This is a genomic window from Methylorubrum podarium (assembly GCF_040270385.1).
GTDB lineage: Bacteria > Pseudomonadota > Alphaproteobacteria > Rhizobiales > Beijerinckiaceae > Methylobacterium > Methylobacterium podarium.
Genome location: NZ_JBELQE010000085.1, coordinates 1 through 18,834 on the forward strand (window position 1 = coordinate 1; position 18,834 = coordinate 18,834).

The window sequence follows — 18,834 nt, forward strand, 5'->3', positions numbered from 1 at the left end:
CGCAGATCGAGGAGACCACCTCGGACTACGACCGTGAGAAGCTCCAGGAGCGTCTCGCCAAGCTCGCGGGCGGCGTCGCGGTGATCCGCGTCGGCGGCGCGACCGAGGTCGAGGTCAAGGAGAAGAAGGACCGCGTGGACGACGCGCTCAACGCCACCCGCGCCGCGGTGGAAGAGGGCATCGTTCCGGGCGGCGGCACCGCCCTGCTCCGCGCCAAGAAGGCGGTCGCCGAGCTGAAGTCCGACGTTCCGGACGTCCAGGCCGGCATCAAGATCGTGCTCAAGGCGCTCGAGGCTCCGCTGCGCCAGATCGCCCAGAACGCGGGCGTCGAGGGCTCGATCGTCGTCGGCAAGATCACCGACAACACCGGCTCCGAGACCTTCGGCTTCAACGCGCAGACCGAAGAGTACGTCGACATGATCCAGGCCGGCATCGTCGACCCGGCCAAGGTCGTGCGCACCGCCCTTCAGGACGCCGCCTCGGTGGCCGGCCTGCTGGTGACCACGGAAGCCATGGTCGCCGACGCGCCGAAGAAGGACAGCCCCGCTCCGGCGATGCCGGGCGGCGGCATGGGCGGCATGGACTTCTAAGTCCAAGCATCCATCGAAGATCGGAGGAGGGGGTCGCCGCGAGGCGGCCCCTTTCTCTTTTGAGCGCCCGGAGCGTCGGGCGCGAACGGCCGGGACGGGAACGGTCCGATCTCAAGAAAAGCGGTGGACACTATCCTATGCGATGGCTGGCGGTTCCGTCTCTCGGCAGCCTCGTCCCGTGACCGGCCAGATGTCTGCGAACACCGTGACGGATCGTACGCCCGCCCCATCGCCCCCGTCCCTGCGCCTCCGCGAGGAGATGCTCGGCCTGATGCAGGCGCTGGCCGACGGAATCCGGATCGACGGCCTGATGGCCGATCAGCTCTCGCAGATCGCCGATCGCGCCCGGCTCTGCGGGGAGGGGGAGATGGCGGACGGCCTCCTCGACGTGACGCGCCAGCACCGGGTCGCGGTGCTGGTGGGGCAGGGCCGGCTCGCCGCCCTGGCGGCCCGCTACGCGATCCTGTTCCCCGACGAGCCGTAGAGCGTGGACAGGGCGGCCCGCATCGGGCGGAGGCTCATACGATTTTCGGTTGATTCCTTCGTTGCCGCTTCCCGTCATTCCGGGGCGCCGAAGGCGAACCCGGAATCCACCTGTGATGCCACGTTGAGTCGCGCATCTCGGGTGGATCCCGGGTTCCGCTGCGCGGCCCCGGGATGACGGGGTAGGGGCTGAACCGAACCAATCAACCGCAGACCGTATCAGCCCTTCTTCTTCTTACCCTTCCGCTCCTTCTGATCCTTCTTGTCCTTCTTCTCCCGGCCCTCTTTCGCGGCCGGCGCGTCGTGGTCCCGGCCGTCCCACACCGCGGCGAAGGGGCGGCTCGCAAGTGCGCGCTGCGGGGGAGGCTCCGCGGCCCGCGTCCGGGCCGCCGCGTCCTCAGCCCGGACCTCGCCCTTGCGGAACGGCGCATCGCCGGCCGCCAGGGCGGTGAGGCGGTGGCGGTGCCAGCCCGGCGTCGCGGTCTTGAGCGAGGGATGATGCGGATCGAGGCGGGTCACGAGCCCCTTCACCTCCGCCTCGGACATCCCGTCCGCAATCAGGGCGAAGGTCTCGCTGCCCAGGATCTCGCGGATATTGCGCAGCGACACCACGCGCAGCGCGCGGGCCTTGAGCTGCTTCACGACGAGGGTGCGGGCGAGCTTGGGAACTTCGGTGCGGATGTCGGGAAACGCTTCCGGCGCGGAGGCCATCGCCTGCAACACGGCGTAACCATCGACATCAAGGGCCATGGAGGAGTTCCTTCACTTCCGCGACGAGCGGAATCAGCACATTGGGGACGTGGGCGCCATACTTGGCGGAGAAGGTCGGCGGTGCGCCGTCGGCGGGAACCAGCGCGTCGGCGAGCGCCGCCGCCTGCGGGATACGGGTTTCGAGCAGGTGGAAGCCGGCATCCTCGGCCCTCGCCTCCGCCTGGAGCCGGGCCAGGGTCCGCTGGTGCTGGCGCACCTGGGCCTGGAAGCGGGTGACGAGAACGTGCGGTGCGCTCCTCGGCACGATGTGGCTCGCCTGCCGGTTCGAACGCCGCCAGATCGTCTCGACGAAGGCGTTGAGACCGTAGGTCGAGAGGAAGTCGGGGATCGAGGTGACGAGAACGAGGTCGGCGGCCCGCACCGCCACCTCGGTCATCGGCGAGATGCCCGGCGCGCAGTCGAAGAAGATGTAGTCGTACTTCTCCGCCAGCGGGGCGAAATCCTCCTGGAAGATCGACCACAGCTTCTCGTCGATGGCGTGCATCGAGAATTTCCGCTCGGTCAGTTCGTAGAGGATCTCCCGTTCCACGAGCCGCAGATGCGGGCCGGACGGCAGCAGCGACAGCGAGAGCGGGGCGTTCTTGTGGATGGTCAGGCTGACGCCGGGCTGGATGCGGGCGGAGAGGTCCGGCTTGTGCCGGGTGATGAGCTTGAGAGCGAGATAGGCTTCGAGCGTGCGCCCGCGGACGATCATCTCGCCGAGCAGCTCGTCGCCCGCGAGGCAGACCGACACGCTCGCCTGCGGATCGAGATCGATCACCAGCACCCGCGCCCCGTCGGCGGCCAGCGCCTCGGCGAGCATGACCACGGTGGTGGTCTTGCCGACCCCGCCCTTCATGTTCGCCACCGCGATCAGCTTGCCGCCCACCGACATCCCCCGGGTATCCATCTCCGCGTCCGGCCACGCTGTACCGCCAAGCCGAGCCGTTGGACGGCACTCTAGCGCATCGAACGTTGCCGTGAGCTGACAACGCCTTTCGGCAAAGTGCCGACTGTCATTCGGCCGGCGCCCGCGTCGATCCGCGATCGTCGCCGGGCGGATACGCCTTCGTGATCACGGCGACGGGCGGACGACGGCGCGGATAATCCTATCTTGCGAAGCGCACACGACATCCGCCGCCCCGGCGGTTCGCCCATCCGATCCGAGGTTTCGCGCTGTGACCTTCCCGACCACCACGGCCTTCTACGCGGCGATCCTGGGCCTGATCTATGCCGGCCTGTCCGGCTGGGTGATCGGCGGTCGCGTCACCGGCCATGTCCTGTTCGGCGACGGCGGGCAGGATGCTCTCCAGCGCCGCATCCGCACGCACGCCAACTTCCAGGAATACGTGCCGCTGACCCTGCTGCTGATCGCGCTCTACGAGGCGGGCGGCGGCGCCCATGCCTGGGTCCAGGGCCTGCTGATCGTGCTGGTGATCGCGCGCATCCTGCACCCGATCGGGATGTTCGCGCCGCCGAACTCGCCGCGTCAGTTCGCCTGCCGCGGCGGCGGCATCATCGCGACGATCGCCGTCATGACGGTCGCCGCGATCCTGCTACTGTTGCGCGCCGGCTGACCAACTGGCCTCACGGCGCGGCGGCGATCCGCGGCGCCGTCGTCCCGGTGAGCGTCGGCATTCCGCCGCGTTCGAGGGTCGCCACGGACAGGGGCTGGCCGCGCCCGCGCAGGGAATGGGTTCCGAGCGGGCGCGCGACGACACCCTCGGGCAGGCGCGGCAGCCGCTTCAGCAGATCCTCGGAGATCAGCGTGTCGACGCCGAGCGGGCGGCACAGGGCTTCGACCCGGGCGACCACGTTCACCGCGTCGCCGAAATAGGCGATCTTGTGCCGGTCCACGCCGACTTCGGCCGTGATCACCCGACCGCCATGCAGGCCCGCCCGCAGCCGCGGAACGGTGCCGAAGCGCGCCTCCCACGCCTCGGCCTCCGCCTCGATCCGCTCGCGCACGGCGAACAGGCACTCGACGCAGCGCGCGTCCTTCAGCCCGCGGGCCATCGGCCAGGTGATCATGGCGAGGTCGCCGATATAGTCGTCGGTCGAGCCGTAGAACCGGCGAACCGGCTCCGCGAGGGTGGCGAAGACGGCGCTGAGATATTCCTGCGCCCGCAGGTCGCCGTGCGTCTCGGCGAAGGCGGTGGACCCGACGACGTCGAGGAACAGGAAGATGCGCTCCTCCTCCACCGGACGGTGGTAGCGCCCGACGAGGAAGTTGATGAAGACCTCGCCGCCGATCAGGTCGCGCATGCGGATCACGAAGACGAGGAGCGCCGAGACGGCGAGCGCGTAGGCGAGCACCCGCGGCGTGGTGCGCACGGCCTCCGCCAGGCTGTCGTCGGTCAGGCCGATCAGCCAGACGACGAAGCCGCCGAGCGCGGTGCCGACGATGATCATCGCCACGTAGGAGAGTTCCGCCGCCACGACGTAGAGCCCGGCGGGCAGGCGGCGGATGCGCGCCTGGACGCCCGCCAGAAGCACGCCCCGGTCGAAGGCCAGCGCCGAGATGCCGACGCACAGGCCGTAGGTGAAGCCGGCCGCCGGGGTCGCGCCGCCGGCGAAAATGACGTTGTAGAGCAGCCCCGCCCCGCCCGAGGCGAGGAGGATGAGCAGCCAGAACCAGCGATGGTGCGGCAGCATCAGATCGGGCTCCGGCGATCGTCGGAGGAAGTGCCCGGCCCGTGCGCGGCGGCCCGTGAGCCTTGCGTGCAGCGGTCGGGCAGGCGGGTCGACACGGGCGCTCCTTCCGTCGCCGGTCAGGAGGTGTCGGGGAAACCCTGATCCTCACCAGGCTGTCGAAGGCTCATGCCTGCAACGTGGCGCGAATGTGGCGCGACGCCGCATGCAGGGTTCGGGCCGGACCATAAATGTTTCTCGCCGAAGGCCCGGCGGGAGGGATGAGCGCCCCTGCCGGGAGAAACCGGCAAAGCTTGGCACGCCCCAGGAGGACGCTCGAACACCGGCCGCTTCCGTTCAGTCGCGGCGGCGCTGCGGGGTTCTCTTGAACGAGCCCCTTACTCGCCGACCCCGAACAGCTTCTCGAGGAAGTTGCGGTCGTCCCGGCTCGGACCGCGCTCCCGTGCGCCGGGAACCGGGCGCGGGGGGAGGGCGGAGGCCGTCTGCTCGGGCTCGCCGAGCAGCGCACCGATCAGGCCGCCGGGGCCGGACTCGCGCTCGGGCGCCGCCTCGGGCCGCGGAGCGCGCCAGCGGTTGAGGCCCGGCAGGCCGACCGGCTTCTCGCCCTTGAGCGCCGTGGTCATGTACGCCTTCCAGATCTCGACCGGCAGGCTGCCGCCCGAGGCCCGCTTGGTCGGCTCGCCGTCGTCGTTGCCGAGCCAGACCCCGGTCACCAGCGTGGCCGAGTAGCCGACGAACCACGCGTCCCGGAACTCCTGGCTGGTGCCGGTCTTGCCGGCCAGTTCCCAGCCGGGGATGTCCGCCTTCTTCGCCGTGCCCATGGTGAAGACGTCGTGCATCATGGCGTTCATCATGCCGACGGCGTTGGGGTCGATGACGCGGCCGAGGCCGCCCTCGCCGCGCTTGTACAGCACCTTGCCGGTGGCGCTCTTGATGCTCGCGATGACGTAGGGGATCACGCCGGTGCCGCCGTTGGCGAAGGCGCAGTAGGCCCCCACCAGTTCGAGCGGCGTCACCTCGGAGGTGCCGAGCGCGATCGAGCCGTTGGCCTGGAGCGGCGAGGAGATGCCGAGCCGCTGGGCGGTCTGCACTACCGCCTTCGGGCCGACCTCCTGGCCGAGCTTCACCGCGACCGTGTTGAGCGAGAGCGCAAGCGCCTCGCGCAGGGAAACCGGGCCGCGGTAATTGTGCGAGTAGTTCTCCGGCGCCCAGTTGCCGATCCGCACGGGAGCGTCGTCGCGGATGGTGTCCGGGGTCAGGCCGCGCTCGACCGCGGCGAGGTAGACGAAGGGCTTGAAGGCCGAGCCCGGCTGGCGCTTGGCGGTGGTGGCGCGGTTGAACTGGCTCTGCGCGTAGTCGCGCCCGCCGACGAGCGCCCGGATCGCCCCGTCGGGCCGCATCGAGACGAGCGCACCCTGGGCGACGTTGTAGCGGCTGCCCTTGGCGTTCAGCTCGTCGGTGAGCGCCTTCTCGCCCGCCGTCTGCATCCCCGCATCCACGGTGGTGGCGACGACGATGTCGTCGTCGAACTTCGGCAGGAAGTCGTCGAGCACGTCCATCACGAGGTCGGCGACGTAGTTCGGCGAGCCGCCGCCGCGGGTCGAGGCGGGACGCGCCGGCTGCGCCAGCGCCACCTTCACGTCGGAGCTCTTGGCGAAACCAAGTTCCTCCATGGCGGCGAGCACCTGGGCGGCCCGGGCCTGCGCGGCCTTCAGGTTGCGGTTGGGCGCGAGCCGCGAGGGGGCCTGCACCAGGCCGCCGAGCATGGCGGCTTCCGCCAGCGTCACGTTCTTGGCGGGCTTGCCGAAATAGCGCTGCGCCGCCGCCTCGACGCCGTAGGCGCCGGCGCCGAAATAGACCCGGTTGAGGTAGAGTTCGAGGATCTCGTCCTTGGTGTATTTGTGCTCCAGCCACAGCGCCAGGATCGCCTCCTGGATCTTACGCGAGGCGGAGCGCTCCGGGGTGAGGAACAGGTTCTTGGCGAGCTGCTGGGTCAGCGTCGAGCCGCCCTGGGCCACGCCGCGCCGGGTCAGGTTCTGCGTGATCGCGCGGGCGATACCGATCGGATCGATGCCGAAATGGTCGTAGAAGCGCCGGTCCTCGATGGCGACGAAGGCGCGGGGCAGGTAGGGCGGCAGTTCCTTGATCGAGACGACCCGTCCGCCGGTCTCGCCGCGGTTGGCGAGCAGGCTGCCGTCGCTCGCGAGGATCGCGATGTTGGGCGGACGCTTCGGCACCGCGAGCTGGTCGATCGGCGGCAGTTGCGAGGCGTGGTAGGCGATGAGGCCGGCCAGCCCGATGACGGCCCAGATCCCCAGGACGACGCCGGCATAGACCAGGCGGCCAAGCCAGGAGCGCCGACGCGGCGGGCGCCGGCCGCCGCCGCCGGACGCCTTGCGCGCGCGCACCTTCGGTGGCGACGCGGCGCGTCCGGACGAGGCCCGTTGCGCGCCCGCGGACCGGTCGTTGCGCGACAGGCGCACGTCGAGACGGCCCGGCTCGCTCCCCTCCGGGATGTCGAAGGTCGGTTCGCTGCGTGGTTTGCGTCCGCGAGACTGCGCCATGCGTTCCATGCGTCCGGGACGATCGATCCGCGAGGACTTTTCCTCCGACGATCCTCCTCGAGGGATCTCGAGGCTCCCGCGACCGTGCTCCCCTTACTCGGAATCCGCGCGTCGAAAGTCCGCCGGATCGCCCCCGTCGAACGGGCCGGCCCGCCCTGCGGAACGGCGGCTCGCCCCTTGCGTCAGAGACAGTAAATGCGGCGGGTTTAAGGGTTGTTAAACCAGCCGGAGCGCCCCCCGCCGGCCTTTACCGGATCTTCACGCGTGAGCGTCTCGCGCGCGATGCGATCGTGCCGCCCGAGGGCTGGCGCATCGTCCGCGCAACCTTTATCGACGGTCCCGCCCTGGCCGCGCTGGCACGAGGGCACGCACGAGGGGCTGGATCGGGTCCCGTTCGTCCCAGGGCCGGATGGCCTTTCCTTCTCCGCCGGGCCGGCCCGTCCCGGAACGAGGCTTGAGGGTTGATGGCGCGCTCCGTTTTCGTTCTCCTCCACCGCTGGGCGGGCTTGGCGATCGCCGCCTTCCTGCTCGTGGCGGGGCTCACCGGCGCGGTGATCTCCTGGGACCACGAGCTCGACGACTGGCTCAACCCGCATCTCCACACCGTCGAGAGCCGCGGCGCGGCGATCCCCGCCCTCGACCTCGCGCGGCAGTTCGAGGCGCGTGAGCCGCATGCCCGCGTCGCCTACGTGCCGCTGGCGGCGGAGCCCGGCGAGTCGCTGTCGCTGTTCGTGGTGCCGCGGGTCGATGCGGGAACGGGGAGCCTGTACAAGCTCGGCTACAATCAGGTCTTCCTCGACCCCGTGACCGGCGCCGAACTCGGCCGGCGGGAATGGGGCCAGGTCTGGCCGATCACCCGCGAGACGCTGATCTCGTTTCTGTACAAGCTGCACTACTCCCTGCACCTGCCTGAGATGTGGGGCGAGGAGCGCTGGGGAATCTGGCTGCTGGGCATCGTCGCCGTCGTCTGGGTGCTCGATTCGTTCGTCGGCTTCTACTTGACCCTGCCGGTGCGCAAGGCGCGCAACCCGGACCGTCCGGCCGCGGTCGAGCGGCAACTCGGCCGGGGCTGGTGGTCGCGCTGGAAGCCGGCCTGGAAGGTGAAGACCTCGGGCAGCCCCTACCGGATCACCTTCGATCTGCACCGCGCCTTCAGCCTCTGGACCTTCGCGCTGCTGTTCGTGCTCGCCTTCACGGCGTTCTCGCTCAATCTCTACCGGGAAGTGTTTCTCCCGCTGATGTCGAGCGTCTCGCAGCTGACGCCCGACCCGTCGAACACCCGCCCCTTCGTCTCGCCGCTCAAGCCGATCGAGCCGGGGGTGGACTACGCCCGGATCCTCGAATCGGCGCAGGCGGAGGGGCAGCGCCGCGGCTGGAAGGAGCCGGTCGGCGCGCTGGCCTACTCGACGATGCAGGGCTTCTACACCGCGCGCTTCTTCGAGCCCGGCGACGACCACGGCGCCGCGGGCGTCGGCCCGGCGGCGATCTACTTCGACGGCGGGGACGGACGGGTGATCGGCGACCGCCAGCCCTGGGTCGGCACCGCCGCCGACATCTTCGTGCAGGCGCAGTTCCCGGTCCATTCCGGCCGCATCCTCGGCCTTCCGGGGCGCATCCTCATCTCGTTCATGGGGCTCGTCGTGGCGATGCTCTCGGTCACCGGCGTGGTGATCTGGTGGCGCAAGCGCGCGGCGCGGCTCTCCGTGCGCCGCAAGGCCGTCGCACTGCCCGCGGGCCGGCCCGTACCGGCGGAATAGGCTCAGCGCCCGGCCGTCGTGACGCGACGGCCGGCCCGGCGCGTTGGGGCCAGCGTCGCGAGGTCGTCGTGGTGCAGGAGCAGCACGCCGGTCGTGCCGGCGAGCTTGCGGGCGGCGGGCGTGAAGCCGGCATTCGAGACCACGGCCGCCATGTCGCCGGACCAGTGCAGCGCCGCCGCCGCGACCTCCTGCACCGCTGCGTTGCCGACCGGGCGCGTGTAGCGCTTGCACTGCACGACGAGGCGCAGACCGGCCTTCTCTGCGATGACGTCGCAGCCCTGGTCGCCGCTCGCCCCCGTCGGCCGGGCATCCCACCCCGCCTCGCCCAGGAGCTCGGCGCAGTACCGCTCGTAGGCGACGCCATCCTCCGGCGTGTCGATCGCGTCGGGTAGTTCGTGCGCGCAGGCGACCCGCTCGACGATCGCCACCATCTCGTCGAAGCGCGGCTCGACGTAGTCGGAGAAGCCGCGCTCCTCCACCAGCGGCAGGACCGTGCGCTCCACGAAGTACGCGCGCTCGCGCAGCCAGCCGTCCTCGATGATGTTGCCGTAGGCGTCGAGGAAACATTCCTGCCGCCGTCTCAGGGCCAGCGTCGCAGCGTGACGCCGGGCAATCCGGCGCACCAGCGAGCGGAACCGGCGCGGGCGGCCGAGGCGGATCAGCAGGATCGCCAGGCACGCCGCTCCGGTCGCGGCGAAGGCCGGCGCGCCATAGCGGAGACCGGCGCCTCCCCCGAGGACGACGGTCCAGAACAGGCGCGTGGCAGTGGGCGACCGGCCGGACATCATGTCTCCCGCAAGCGGCCGGGCCTGAGCCCGGCATCCGCGGGAACTGTTCCGGTCAACGGGTTGCCCGACTTCTAACGCCGCCGCCCCATCGTCCGGCGCCCGGCGAGGCGGCAGGGCATCACGTGTGGATAAGCCTCTACGGCCCGCATCGACCGCCGGCTGACGGCCAGGCGTCGCCCACCGCTCGCGCGTTCAGGCCGCGTCCCCCGACTTGGCCCGGCCTCGGCGGCGCGGCGCCGAGGCGCTGCTGTCCTGGGCCGATTCCGGCGCGGCCTCGGGTGCGACCTTCGCGGGCCATTTCCGACGCTGCTGGCCGAGGCCCATCGTCCGGGCGAGTTCCGAACGGGTGGCGGCGTAGCTCGGAGCCACCATCGGATAGTCATCCGGCAGGTTCCAGCGCGCGCGATACTCGTCCGGCGAGAGGTTGTAGCGGGTCCGAAGGTGCCGCTTGAGCGACTTGAACTTCTTGCCGTCCTCGAGGCAGATGAGGAAATCCTGCTGAATCGAGCGCCGTATCGACACGGCCGGGGTCAGAGCCGGCTGCTCGGGCTCGGCCGGCTTGTTCGACAGCTGGGCGAGAGCGCCGTGGACCGACGTGATCAGGCCGGGCAATTCCCCGACCGCCAGCGAGTTGTTCCCCACGTAGGCCGACACGATGTCAACGGCCAGAGTTACGTAATCGCCAGTGGAGCTATCCTCGAGCGACATCCTCAATATCCCTTCTGATATGTGCAACCGACGTGCCCCATTGCGCGCCGCGGGGGCGACGCCATCATTGCGGAGCACGGAGTGACTGCGCTGAATGGCGCAGGATTTAACCTTTGATCGGTTTTGCCGCAAGACGGATTTTTGGGTCCGACAGAAATCAATTCAACTTTTGCCCAGGTCAGCGACCCATTTGCGAGAAAAGAAGCATTCTAAATTCCACGATACCGGCCAAATTCAGCCACAACTCAAGAGTTCAAGCCAGGAGGATTGCGTAGAGAACGCTGGCCGAATTGGTGCAGCGGCGTGAGCCCGACTCGCTCGAGAGGTTGCAGGCGGCCGGGGCGGATGATGGACACCGTGGCACGGTTGCAGAGCGGTCATATCGACGACGGGTGATCGGATCTCGAGGCAGACGGTCGTCGGTCCAGGCTACTAAGATATAATAATATGGATTTATGGCATCGAATGCCGGGACAAAGCAGTCTCAACGATCCCACCTTGCGCCCCTGCTCCAATCTCATCCGGTGAAGGTTTGCTCGGACGACGATTTCAAGATCCGCGCGACGTCCCGTCGTCCGCGGTTGACGCCGGCCTCGTCGGCCCCTGCGGAGCGTGATGGGAGCGGAACGGTTCGCGACATCATCGGCGGCATTCGAACCGGTCCCGGCAAGGATCAGTGACCGGATTTTTCCCGCGGGCCGTAGGATCGGAAGCGCTCGACCGTTTCGGCGACTTCGGCGTCGGACAGGACCACCGGCGTGCCGACCTGCAGGGCGATGGCGTATTGGCGGCACAGGGCCTCGACTTCGACGGCGAGCCACATCGCCTTCGACAGGTTGGGGCCGGTGGCGATCATGCCGTGGTTGGCGAGCAGGCAGGCGCTGCGGCCTTCGAGGGCGTCGAGGGCGAAATCGGAGAGGCGCTGCGTGCCGTAGGGCGCGTAGGGAGCGCAGCGGATGGTCGGTCCGCCGGCCATGGCGATCATGTAATGCACCGCCGGGATCTCGCGACCGCAGATCGCGAAGCCCGTCGCGTAGGGCGGATGGGCGTGGACCACGGCGCCGATCTCCGGCCGGGCCGCCAGGATGTCGCGATGGAACCGCCATTCGGAGGAGGGCGCGAGCGGATGGTCCCAGCGCCCCTCGAAATCCATCGCGACGAGGTCGTCGGGGCTGAGCTGCTCGGCGGGAATCCCGGAGGGGGTGACGAGAAAGCCCGCGCCGGATCGAACCGAGAGGTTGCCCGACGTCCCCTGGCTGAGGCCGAGATCGAGCATCCGGCGCATCGACTCGACCATCGCTTGGCGGATCGCGAAAGTCGGCACGGACAACTCCTCGGGTAAGAGACCGATCGAGGACGCGAGCCTGGAACGGGCTCGGTCAGGCGCGGTTGGACCGTCGAGCCGGCAAGACCGCCGCACGACACTATCCGCAGGAGCCTGCCTGTGAAACACGGATGGGTCAGCCTCACCGAGATCGCCCGGACGCAGCACCTCTCCCTCGGTGCGGCCCGCCGTCTCGCCGAGCGCGAGCATTGGCCCAAGGTCTTCAAGCAACACGAGACATTCGTGCTGCCGCGGCACGAGAAGACCTTACCGTCCTCCGATCGCGCCGCCGTTTGAAGCCTTTGTCGCTCGGCCTCACGCCGCGGAATGCTATAGGCGGCGCATGAGCACCTATCGATTCGAGGCTCTGCTCGCGCCGCGCCGCATCGCCGTGGTGGGAGCGGGCGATCGCCCCGGCTCCGTCGGCCGGGCGATCATCGACGGCCTGCGCGCCGGCGGATTCGCCGGCGACGTCGTCCCGGTCCACCCGCGCGAGGCCAGCGTCGACGGGCTGGCCTGCAGCCCGCGCCTCGCCGACATGCCCGAGCCTCCCGATCTCGTCATGATCGCGACGCCCCCGGCGGCGGTGCCGGCGATCGTGGACGAAGCGGGCCGGATCGGCGCCGCCGCCGCGGTCATCCTGTCCGCCCATCTCGGCCACGGCGAGGCGGCCCCGGTCAGCGCGGCTCAGGCGGCGGCGCGGCAGCACGGCCTGCGGCTGATCGGCCCCGACAGCATCGGGCTGAGCGTGCCGGCGCGCGGCCTGAACGCGACCCTGCTCGCGCGCCCGCCGAAGCCGGGAGACCTCGCCCTCATCTCGCAATCCGGCACCGTCGCCTCGGCCATCGCCGAGTGGGGGTGGCGCCACGGGGTGGGCTTCTCGGCGGTGATGACGCTGGGCCGCTCCGCCGACATCGACATCGCCGACTGCCTCGACCACTTCGCCGAGGATTACCACACCCGCGCGATCATCCTGTCCCTGCACCACGTCGCGGATGCGCGGAAATTTCTGACCGCCGCGCGGGCGGCGGCCCGCGCCAAGCCGGTCGTGGTGCTCCGCACCGGCCGGCACGAGGCGCCGGGCCGCCAGCCGGAGACCCATACCGGCGCGCTCGCCCGCCCCGGTGCCGTCTACGAGGCCGCCTTCCGCCGGGCGGGACTGCTGGCGGTGGACGGGCTCGACGCCATGTTCTCCGCCGTGGAGACCCTCGGCCGCCAGCGGCCCTTCCCCGGCAACCGGCTGATGATCGTCTCCAACGGGCGCGGCATCGGGGCGCTCGCCGCCGACCGGCTCACCGATCGCGGCGGCACGCTGGCGGCGCCGGCCGAGGCGACGCTGGAGAGCCTCGCCCCGGTGCGGCACGGACGGCAGGCCAACCCCCTCGATCTCGGCATCGACGCGGTGCCGGGCGACTATGTCCGCGCGCTGGAACCATTGCTCGCGGGCCGCGACAGCGACGCCATCGTCGCCGTCCACGTGCCGACGGCGCGGGCGGGCAGCCGCGAGGTGGCCGAGACCGTGGCCGGCACCGTCGCCAAGGCCCGCGCCGCCGGGCGCCGCAAGCCGGTCTTCGCCGTCTCGATCGGCGAGGACGAGGCGATCCGGGCGATCTACGCCGAGGCCAAGATCCCGCTCTTCGCGACCGATGCCGACGCGGTCGAGGGCTTCCTGCACCTCGTGCGCTACCGCGAGGCCCAGACCGACCTGATGCGCACGCCCGACGCCCTGCCGCGCGATTTCTCGCCGGACGTCGCCGCCGCGCGCCGGATCGTGGAGCAGGCCCTGGCCGAGGGGCGCAGCTGGCTCGATCCGCACGCCGTGACCGAGTTGCTGACCGCCTACCGCATCGTCTCGGTGCCGGTGACGCTCGCCCCCGATCCCGACGGCGCCGCGGCCGCCGCCTGGCCGTTGATCGCGGGCGGCGGCACGGTGGTGCTCAAGCTCGTCTCGCCCGACGTGGTGCACAAGTCGGAGGTCGGCGGGGTCCGCCTCGGTCTCACCTCGGAGGCGGACGTGCGCGAGGCGGCGCACGCGATGATCGCGCGGGTGCGAGAGCTGCGACCCGATGCGCGGGTGGCGGGCTTCGCCGTGCAGCCGATGCTGCGCCGGCCGCAAGGGCGGGAGCTGATCGCGGGGCTCGCCGAGGATCCGGTCTTCGGGCCGGTGGTCGTGTTCGGGCGCGGCGGCACGGCGGTGGAGGTGATCGACGACCGCGCCCTCGCGCTGCCGCCCCTCGACCTCGCGCTCGCGAGCGAACTCATCGGCCGCACCCGCGTCGCCCGGCGGCTCGAGGCCTATCGCGACGTCCCGGCGGCGGATCTGCAGGCGATCGCCCTGCTGCTGGTGAAGCTCGCCCAGCTCGCCGCCGACCTGCCGGCGGTGCGCGAACTCGACATCAACCCGCTTCTGGCCGACGCCGACGGGGCGATCGCCCTCGACGCGCGCGTGCGCATCGCGCCGGAGCCGGGTCCGTCAGAGCGCCGCCGGGGCAACTGGCACCCGCGCTTCGCGATCCGCCCCTATCCGTCCGACTGGGAACGGCGTCTCGATGTCGGGGAGCGGTGCGTGAATGTCAGGCCGGTGCGGCCGGACGACGAGGACATGTTCCGCAGCTTCTTCGCGCAGGTCGATCCGGAGGACGTGCGTCTGCGCTTCTTCGCCCCCGTCCGCGACTTCAGCCACGCCTTCCTCGCCCGGCTGACCCAGCTCGATTACTCCCGCGCCATCGCCTTCGTCGCCATCGACGAGGCGGCGGAGGAGGGGCGGCGCATGCTCGGCGCCGTGCGCCTTCACGCCGACGCCAACCACGACGCGGGCGAGTTCGCGATCCTGGTCCGCTCCGACATCAAGGGGACCGGCCTCGGCGTCGCCCTGATGCGGATGATGATCGACTGGGCGCGGGCCGAGGGGATCGGCTGCGTCGAGGGCAGCGTGCTCGCCGAGAACCGGCCGATGCGGGCGGTCTGCCGCCATCTCGGCTTCGTGGAGCATCCGATGCCGGACGATCCGAGCCTCGTGAAGGCGGTCTTGAAGGTCGGGACGTAGCCGGCGGTCTGCGTCCCTCGCCGAAGCCGGGCGAGGATCGGAGGGATCACCGAAAGTCGTAGAATAAGGTTTCCGGCTGGTCACCTCGTATCTTGTCCATCTCGTCATCGCGAGGCGGAGCCGAAGCGATCTACCGTGTCTCGGGTCAAGCGGGTTGGAAGGGTTTTCCGGCGCGGACCATGGCATTGAGGGTGGTGACGAGCTTTCGCACGACGGCGATGAGGGCGACCTTGTGGGGCTTTCCGGCCGCACGCAGGCGTTCGTAGAGGCTGCGGAACACCGGGTTGTGGCGGCTGGCGGTCAGGGCGGCCATGAACAGCACGTCGCGCAACGGCTTGCGTCCGCCGGTGATGCTGGCCGAGCGGATCGACGAGCCGCTGTGACAGGTGATCGGCGCGACCCCGACCAGGGCGGCGACCGTGCGCCGGTTGAGGCGGCCGAGTTCCGGCAGCCACGCCAGTAGGGCGCGGCAGGCGACGGGTCCGACGCCCTTGCAGGTGCGCAGCAGGGCGGCGGTGCGGGCCCGTTCGGCATCGGCGGCGATGGCCTCGTCCAAGGCGGCGCCGATCTCCCGGATCTGGGCGTCGAGCAGGGCGAGGCTGGCGGCGATCGAGCGGCGCACGAGGGCGCTCTCGGTGCGCTCCCTCCGGCACTGCTCGGCCTGCCGCTGATCCTTGAGCTGGCCGAGCCGGGTCATCAGCTCGGCCAGCGCGCGCTGGGCCGGGCTCGGCAGCGGCGGGGCGGGCTCGTCCGCGGTGAAGGCGGCCAAGGCGGCCAGGACAGCGGCGTCGATCCGGTCGGTCTTGGCCAGCTTCGCCTTGGCCCGGGCAAAGGCGCGGGCGCGGCTGGGATGGATCCGGCGCAGCGGCAGTCCCAGCGCGGCGGCGGCTTCGATCAGCGGGCGCTCGTAGCCGCCGGTGGCCTCGCACACGAGGTTGGCGCAGCCGCGCCAGCACGGCTCGGACACGGCTCGGACAGGGCCGCGGTCAGCGCCGTGACCGTGTTGTCGATGTGGGCGGTGCGGCCCTGCAGGTCGGCGAAGTCGACCCACTCTTTCGAGATGTCGGCGCCGAGAAAGCAGGGGGCGGCTGGCGTGGTGGGGGCGGGCGAGGCTACCATGACGAGGCCTTTCGCAAGACAGGCAAGGTCCTCTGGCACCGGATTGTAGGCTCGGGCTGCTCCCGCTCTACCGTTCGTGCTCAAGACCGGGGAGGCGCCGCCGACGGATCAAGATTGCTTGCGACCTCGTGAGTCGATCCAGAAACGATCTCGCCGGCGGCCCTCCCTTTGTCGTTCCTGTTCCGTTTGCGGAAAAGACCGACGCACTCAACGTACAATCCAGGGCGCGCCCTCTCCGGAATGGTCGCGCACTGGATTGCCACGGCTTCGCCTCGCAATGACGAAGGAGAGCGCGACGTGATCAAACGGATAACGCATCAAGTGCCGTTCCACCCGGAATGAAGAAAGCCGCCGACCCTCTCGGGTCGGCGGCTCCTCCGCACTCGGGTGCCGGGGAACGGATCAGTGACCGCCTTCGGTGGCCTCGCGGGTCGACTCGTAGAGGAACCACGTCCGCTCCTCGGACTGGTCGATCCACTCTTCCAGCAGGCTCGTGGTCGAGACGTCGTTGGCCTCGTCGGTGATGCCGTGCAGCTCGCGCATGTTGGCGGTCAGCGCCTTGTTGTCGTCGCGCAGCTCCTTGAGCATCTCCAGCGGGCTCACATACTCCGCGTTGTTGTCCGGAACGCGCTTGAGCTGGTCGGCCTGACCGAGCGAGCGCAGAGTCGTGCCGCCGATCTTGCGGGCGCGCTCGCCGACCGCGTCGATGATGCCGAAGATCTGCTCGGACTGCTCGTCGAGCAGCAGGTGGTAGTCGCGAAAATTCGGCCCGCTGACATGCCAGTGGAAATTCTTGGTCTTGATGTAGAGCGCGAAGAGATCCGACAGGAGGACGGTCAGGCCCTCGGAGATCTTCTTGACGTCGTTCGGATCGAGATCGGTCGGAGTGTTGAGCCGATCGCTGGAGACGCGCGGCTTAGCCTTGGCCATGGGAAGTTCCTAACAGTCTGCAACCGAAGTCCAGCCGGCGACAACCGCGCCGGCACTCGATCGGCAGAATGAGGGAATCGGAGGCTTTGTTCCGCCCCGCATGGCTGCGCTGCTGTGGATGGGATGCGGAAGGGCGTGGCGCCGTCAGCCGCGCCCGCCAACGAGTCCGGGCGGCAGGAGGACCGGTTCGGCATCCTGCCCGCGCGTGGGCGGCGCGGCCTTGCGGGCCTGCGGCTTCTGCGGAACGGCAGGGGCGGGCGGCGACGCGGCGGGCGCCGGAGACGCGGGGGCGTCCTTGGCCGCCGCCGGCCTGGCCGGGGCGGGCTTGGCCGATGCCGGCGACGATGCCGGCCTGGCGGGCGCGGCCGACGCAGGGGCCGTCGCCGCATTCGGGACCGACGCGCGCGGCATCGGCGCGCGGGGCGTGATGGCGCCCGTCGTCGTCACGTCCGGAGCCGGGGTCGCGGCGGCTGGGGCGGGCGGCGTGTCGAGCCCGTAGATGTCGTCGCGGAAATGCACGCGCCCGTCCGAGGTGGCGTAGCCGGTGAGGTAGACGAAGGCGACCGGCGTCGGCTTCACGAGCTTCACGTCGCGCCGCTCGCCCCCGGCGATGGCGGTCTCGATCTCGATCGGCCCCCAGGTCGAGCCGGCTCCGTTCGGCCCCTCGGTGCCCTGGAGCAGCCAAGCGGCGAATTCCTTCACCTGTCCGACGCGGACGCAGCCGTGCGAGTGGAAGCGCACCGAGCCCGCGAACAGCGACTTCGACGGCGTGTCGTGCATGTAGATCGCGTGGCGGTTCGGCATGTCGATGCGGATCTGCCCGAGCGAATTGTCGAGGCCGGAATCCTGGCGCAGGGTGTAGTTGGCCGCCTTCTGCGTGGTCCAGTCGATCGTGGTCGGATCGACCTCGACGCCGCCGGGGCCGAGGATGCGGATCCGGTTCTTGGCAAGATAGCCGGGATTCTTGCGCATCGTCGGGATGATCTCGTTCTTGATCACCGAGACGGGCACGGTCCAGGTCGGGTTGAGGTTCACGTCGGTGATCCGGGTCTCGACCGCCGGCGTCTGCTTGTCGGGCGAGCCGACCACCGCGACGTAGCGGCGCGTGACGGTGCCGCTCTCCACCGCCTCGACGGTGGCGGAGGGGATGTTCACGGTGACGTAGCGCTCGCCGAAGCCGAAATTCGAGCCCATCAGCCGCTGCGCCGAGGCGCGCAGCTGTCGCTGGCGCACATCCGCCGGCACGTTGAGGGCGTTGAGCGTCAGGCGGCCGAGGATGCCGGCATCCGGCAGGCCGTGGCGGGCCTGGAACGCCTTCACCGCGGCCACCAGCGGCGGATCGTAGCGGTCGGACGGCGGCGCGTCGGCGGGAAGGTCGCCGGTCAGCGTGAGATGGTGGCGCAGGGACGGGATCGCCGGGTGGCTGTCGCCGGGCTTCGGCGCGAAGTCGGCTGGCAGCGTCTTCCAGCCGCCGGCCTCGGCATAGACCTGATAGCGCTCGGCGGCGCGCATCGTGTCCATGAAGGTCTGCGCCGTGTAGGTCGGCAGCGGATCCTCCGAGACGCGGGCGTAGACGACCGGCGGCAGCTCGCGCGACACCTTCTTGGCCGGCGTCTCGGTCGGGACGGCCACGGTGTCGGCGGTCGGGCGCTCCAGCTTCGGGTCCGCTTTCGGATCGGGCTTCGAATCGGGCTTCGCGTCGGGTTTGGCCTCGGCCTTCTCCCGGCGCGGCTCCGGCTTCGGATCGGCCCGCAGCTCCCGCTTCGGTTCCGGCGCGCCCTCGGCCTTCGGCTCGATCCGCAGGTTGATGCGAGAATCGGGCTGCATCTCGGGCGCGGGCTCGGCCCGGAGCGGGGCGGCGAGGAGCAGGGCGAGGGCGGCGCCGGTGCCGCCGAGGAGCCGGGCGCGGCGGAGCCCGCGCGGGGCGGAGGGAACGTTCGGCATCACGGATCTCGTCGGGAGCACGCGGCGATCATCCGCAGTGTTGGTTACCAACTCGCTGAAGGCCTCCCGCGCGGCGTGTGCCGCGGCACGTCGCCTCTCCGTCGCCCCCATCGCACGGGGCCGATCGGCCGCGGTGGCCCCGGCGCGCCGGATGTGCAAAACGCGAGGTCAGCCGACGC

At 70.4% G+C, this 18,834-nt stretch carries 16 protein-coding genes; 6 read left to right on the plus strand and 10 right to left on the minus strand.

Translation table 11 applies throughout. The features are described 5' to 3' along the window. Together ABS772_RS15890 and ABS772_RS15895 are read left to right on the plus strand one after the other, a co-directional pair. A partial coding sequence (locus ABS772_RS15890; protein WP_350395811.1) for a TCP-1/cpn60 chaperonin family protein occupies nt 1-590 on the plus strand: 590 nt, incomplete at its 5' end. Between the two features lie 190 nt (nt 591-780). Next, entirely contained in the window at nt 781-1,074 is a 294-nt protein-coding gene (locus ABS772_RS15895; protein WP_350395812.1) for a hypothetical protein, read from the plus strand. 218 nt (nt 1,075-1,292) lie between these two features. Here the strand turns inward: ABS772_RS15895 and ABS772_RS15900 are convergent, their stop codons facing one another. Together ABS772_RS15900 and ABS772_RS15905 are read right to left on the minus strand one after the other, a co-directional pair. Further along, the gene (locus ABS772_RS15900; RefSeq protein WP_350395813.1) at nt 1,293-1,823 is read right to left on the minus strand and encodes a hypothetical protein; all 531 of its coding nucleotides are present in this window, start codon (nt 1,821-1,823) and stop codon (nt 1,293-1,295) included. Then, nucleotides 1,813-2,718, minus strand: a complete 906-nt coding sequence (locus ABS772_RS15905) for a ParA family protein (RefSeq protein ID WP_350395987.1) — start codon at nt 2,716-2,718, stop codon at nt 1,813-1,815. The genes ABS772_RS15900 and ABS772_RS15905 overlap by 11 nt, the downstream gene beginning before the upstream one ends. A 283-nt stretch (nt 2,719-3,001) precedes the next feature. On the opposite strand from ABS772_RS15905, the gene ABS772_RS15910 reads away from it, so the two are divergent. Continuing rightward, nucleotides 3,002-3,400, plus strand: coding sequence for an MAPEG family protein (locus ABS772_RS15910; RefSeq protein ID WP_238257998.1), 399 nt, complete (start codon nt 3,002-3,004; stop codon nt 3,398-3,400). Nucleotides 3,401-3,410: 10 nt separating this feature from the next. On the opposite strand, the gene ABS772_RS15915 is transcribed toward ABS772_RS15910, so the two are convergent. Next, complete coding sequence (locus tag ABS772_RS15915) at nt 3,411-4,478, minus strand: adenylate/guanylate cyclase domain-containing protein (protein WP_350395814.1); 1,068 nt, start codon at nt 4,476-4,478, stop codon at nt 3,411-3,413. A gap of 374 nt (nt 4,479-4,852) precedes the next feature. Then, nucleotides 4,853-7,039, minus strand: coding sequence for a transglycosylase domain-containing protein (locus tag ABS772_RS15920; RefSeq protein ID WP_350395815.1), 2,187 nt, complete (start codon nt 7,037-7,039; stop codon nt 4,853-4,855). Between the two features lie 464 nt (nt 7,040-7,503). On the opposite strand from ABS772_RS15920, the gene ABS772_RS15925 reads away from it, so the two are divergent. Beyond that, nucleotides 7,504-8,796 (plus strand): PepSY-associated TM helix domain-containing protein, encoded by a 1,293-nt coding sequence (locus tag ABS772_RS15925; protein WP_350395816.1) that lies wholly within the window; start codon nt 7,504-7,506, stop codon nt 8,794-8,796. Between the two features lie 2 nt (nt 8,797-8,798). Here the strand turns inward: ABS772_RS15925 and ABS772_RS15930 are convergent, their stop codons facing one another. The 3 genes from ABS772_RS15930 to ABS772_RS15940 all read right to left on the minus strand — a co-directional run bounded on the left by ABS772_RS15930 (nt 8,799) and on the right by ABS772_RS15940 (nt 11,616). Further along, entirely contained in the window at nt 8,799-9,581 is a 783-nt protein-coding gene (locus tag ABS772_RS15930; protein WP_350395817.1) for a restriction endonuclease, read from the minus strand. A 195-nt stretch (nt 9,582-9,776) separates the two neighbouring features. Next, nucleotides 9,777-10,292 carry a MucR family transcriptional regulator gene (locus ABS772_RS15935; RefSeq protein WP_238255364.1) on the minus strand — a complete coding sequence of 172 codons (516 nt, stop codon included), beginning with the start codon at nt 10,290-10,292 and terminating at the stop codon, nt 9,777-9,779. Nucleotides 10,293-10,965: 673 nt separating this feature from the next. Beyond that, nucleotides 10,966-11,616 (minus strand): class II aldolase/adducin family protein, encoded by a 651-nt coding sequence (locus ABS772_RS15940; RefSeq protein ID WP_350395818.1) that lies wholly within the window; start codon nt 11,614-11,616, stop codon nt 10,966-10,968. Nucleotides 11,617-11,736: 120 nt separating this feature from the next. Between ABS772_RS15940 and ABS772_RS15945 the strand changes: the two genes are divergently transcribed. Continuing rightward, nucleotides 11,737-11,913 carry a hypothetical protein gene (locus ABS772_RS15945; RefSeq protein WP_350395819.1) on the plus strand — a complete coding sequence of 59 codons (177 nt, stop codon included), beginning with the start codon at nt 11,737-11,739 and terminating at the stop codon, nt 11,911-11,913. A gap of 46 nt (nt 11,914-11,959) precedes the next feature. Continuing rightward, a complete protein-coding gene (locus ABS772_RS15950) occupies nt 11,960-14,662 on the plus strand; it encodes a bifunctional acetate--CoA ligase family protein/GNAT family N-acetyltransferase (protein ID WP_350395820.1) in 2,703 nt (900 codons plus the stop codon). A gap of 145 nt (nt 14,663-14,807) precedes the next feature. On the opposite strand, the gene ABS772_RS15955 is transcribed toward ABS772_RS15950, so the two are convergent. The 3 genes from ABS772_RS15955 to ABS772_RS15965 all read right to left on the minus strand — a co-directional run bounded on the left by ABS772_RS15955 (nt 14,808) and on the right by ABS772_RS15965 (nt 18,655). Continuing rightward, nucleotides 14,808-15,629 (minus strand): IS110 family RNA-guided transposase, encoded by an 822-nt coding sequence (locus ABS772_RS15955; protein WP_350395821.1) that lies wholly within the window; start codon nt 15,627-15,629, stop codon nt 14,808-14,810. A 554-nt stretch (nt 15,630-16,183) separates the two neighbouring features. Then, nucleotides 16,184-16,711: a Dps family protein gene (locus ABS772_RS15960; protein ID WP_238255360.1), complete on the minus strand. Its 528-nt coding sequence runs from the start codon at nt 16,709-16,711 to the stop codon at nt 16,184-16,186. 144 nt (nt 16,712-16,855) lie between these two features. Then, on the minus strand, nt 16,856-18,655 hold the full coding sequence (locus tag ABS772_RS15965) for a L,D-transpeptidase family protein (protein WP_350395822.1): 1,800 nt from the start codon (nt 18,653-18,655) through the stop codon (nt 16,856-16,858). Nucleotides 18,656-18,834: the final 179 nt, after the last annotated feature.

Excerpts from the sequence above, each read along its gene's own strand:
- ABS772_RS15895 (WP_350395812.1), top strand. The coding sequence starts at position 781 with ATGTCTGCGAACACCGTGACGGATCGTACGCCCGCCCCATCGCCCCCG.
- ABS772_RS15900 (WP_350395813.1), bottom strand. The coding sequence starts at position 1,823 with ATGGCCCTTGATGTCGATGGTTACGCCGTGTTGCAGGCGATGGCCTCC.
- ABS772_RS15905 (WP_350395987.1), bottom strand. The coding sequence starts at position 2,718 with ATGTCGGTGGGCGGCAAGCTGATCGCGGTGGCGAACATGAAGGGCGGG.
- ABS772_RS15915 (WP_350395814.1), bottom strand. The coding sequence starts at position 4,478 with ATGCTGCCGCACCATCGCTGGTTCTGGCTGCTCATCCTCCTCGCCTCG.
- ABS772_RS15920 (WP_350395815.1), bottom strand. The coding sequence starts at position 7,039 with ATGGCGCAGTCTCGCGGACGCAAACCACGCAGCGAACCGACCTTCGAC.
- ABS772_RS15925 (WP_350395816.1), top strand. The coding sequence starts at position 7,504 with ATGGCGCGCTCCGTTTTCGTTCTCCTCCACCGCTGGGCGGGCTTGGCG.
- ABS772_RS15930 (WP_350395817.1), bottom strand. The coding sequence starts at position 9,581 with ATGTCCGGCCGGTCGCCCACTGCCACGCGCCTGTTCTGGACCGTCGTC.
- ABS772_RS15935 (WP_238255364.1), bottom strand. The coding sequence starts at position 10,292 with ATGTCGCTCGAGGATAGCTCCACTGGCGATTACGTAACTCTGGCCGTT.
- ABS772_RS15950 (WP_350395820.1), top strand. The coding sequence starts at position 11,960 with ATGAGCACCTATCGATTCGAGGCTCTGCTCGCGCCGCGCCGCATCGCC.
- ABS772_RS15960 (WP_238255360.1), bottom strand. The coding sequence starts at position 16,711 with ATGGCCAAGGCTAAGCCGCGCGTCTCCAGCGATCGGCTCAACACTCCG.
- ABS772_RS15965 (WP_350395822.1), bottom strand. The coding sequence starts at position 18,655 with ATGCCGAACGTTCCCTCCGCCCCGCGCGGGCTCCGCCGCGCCCGGCTC.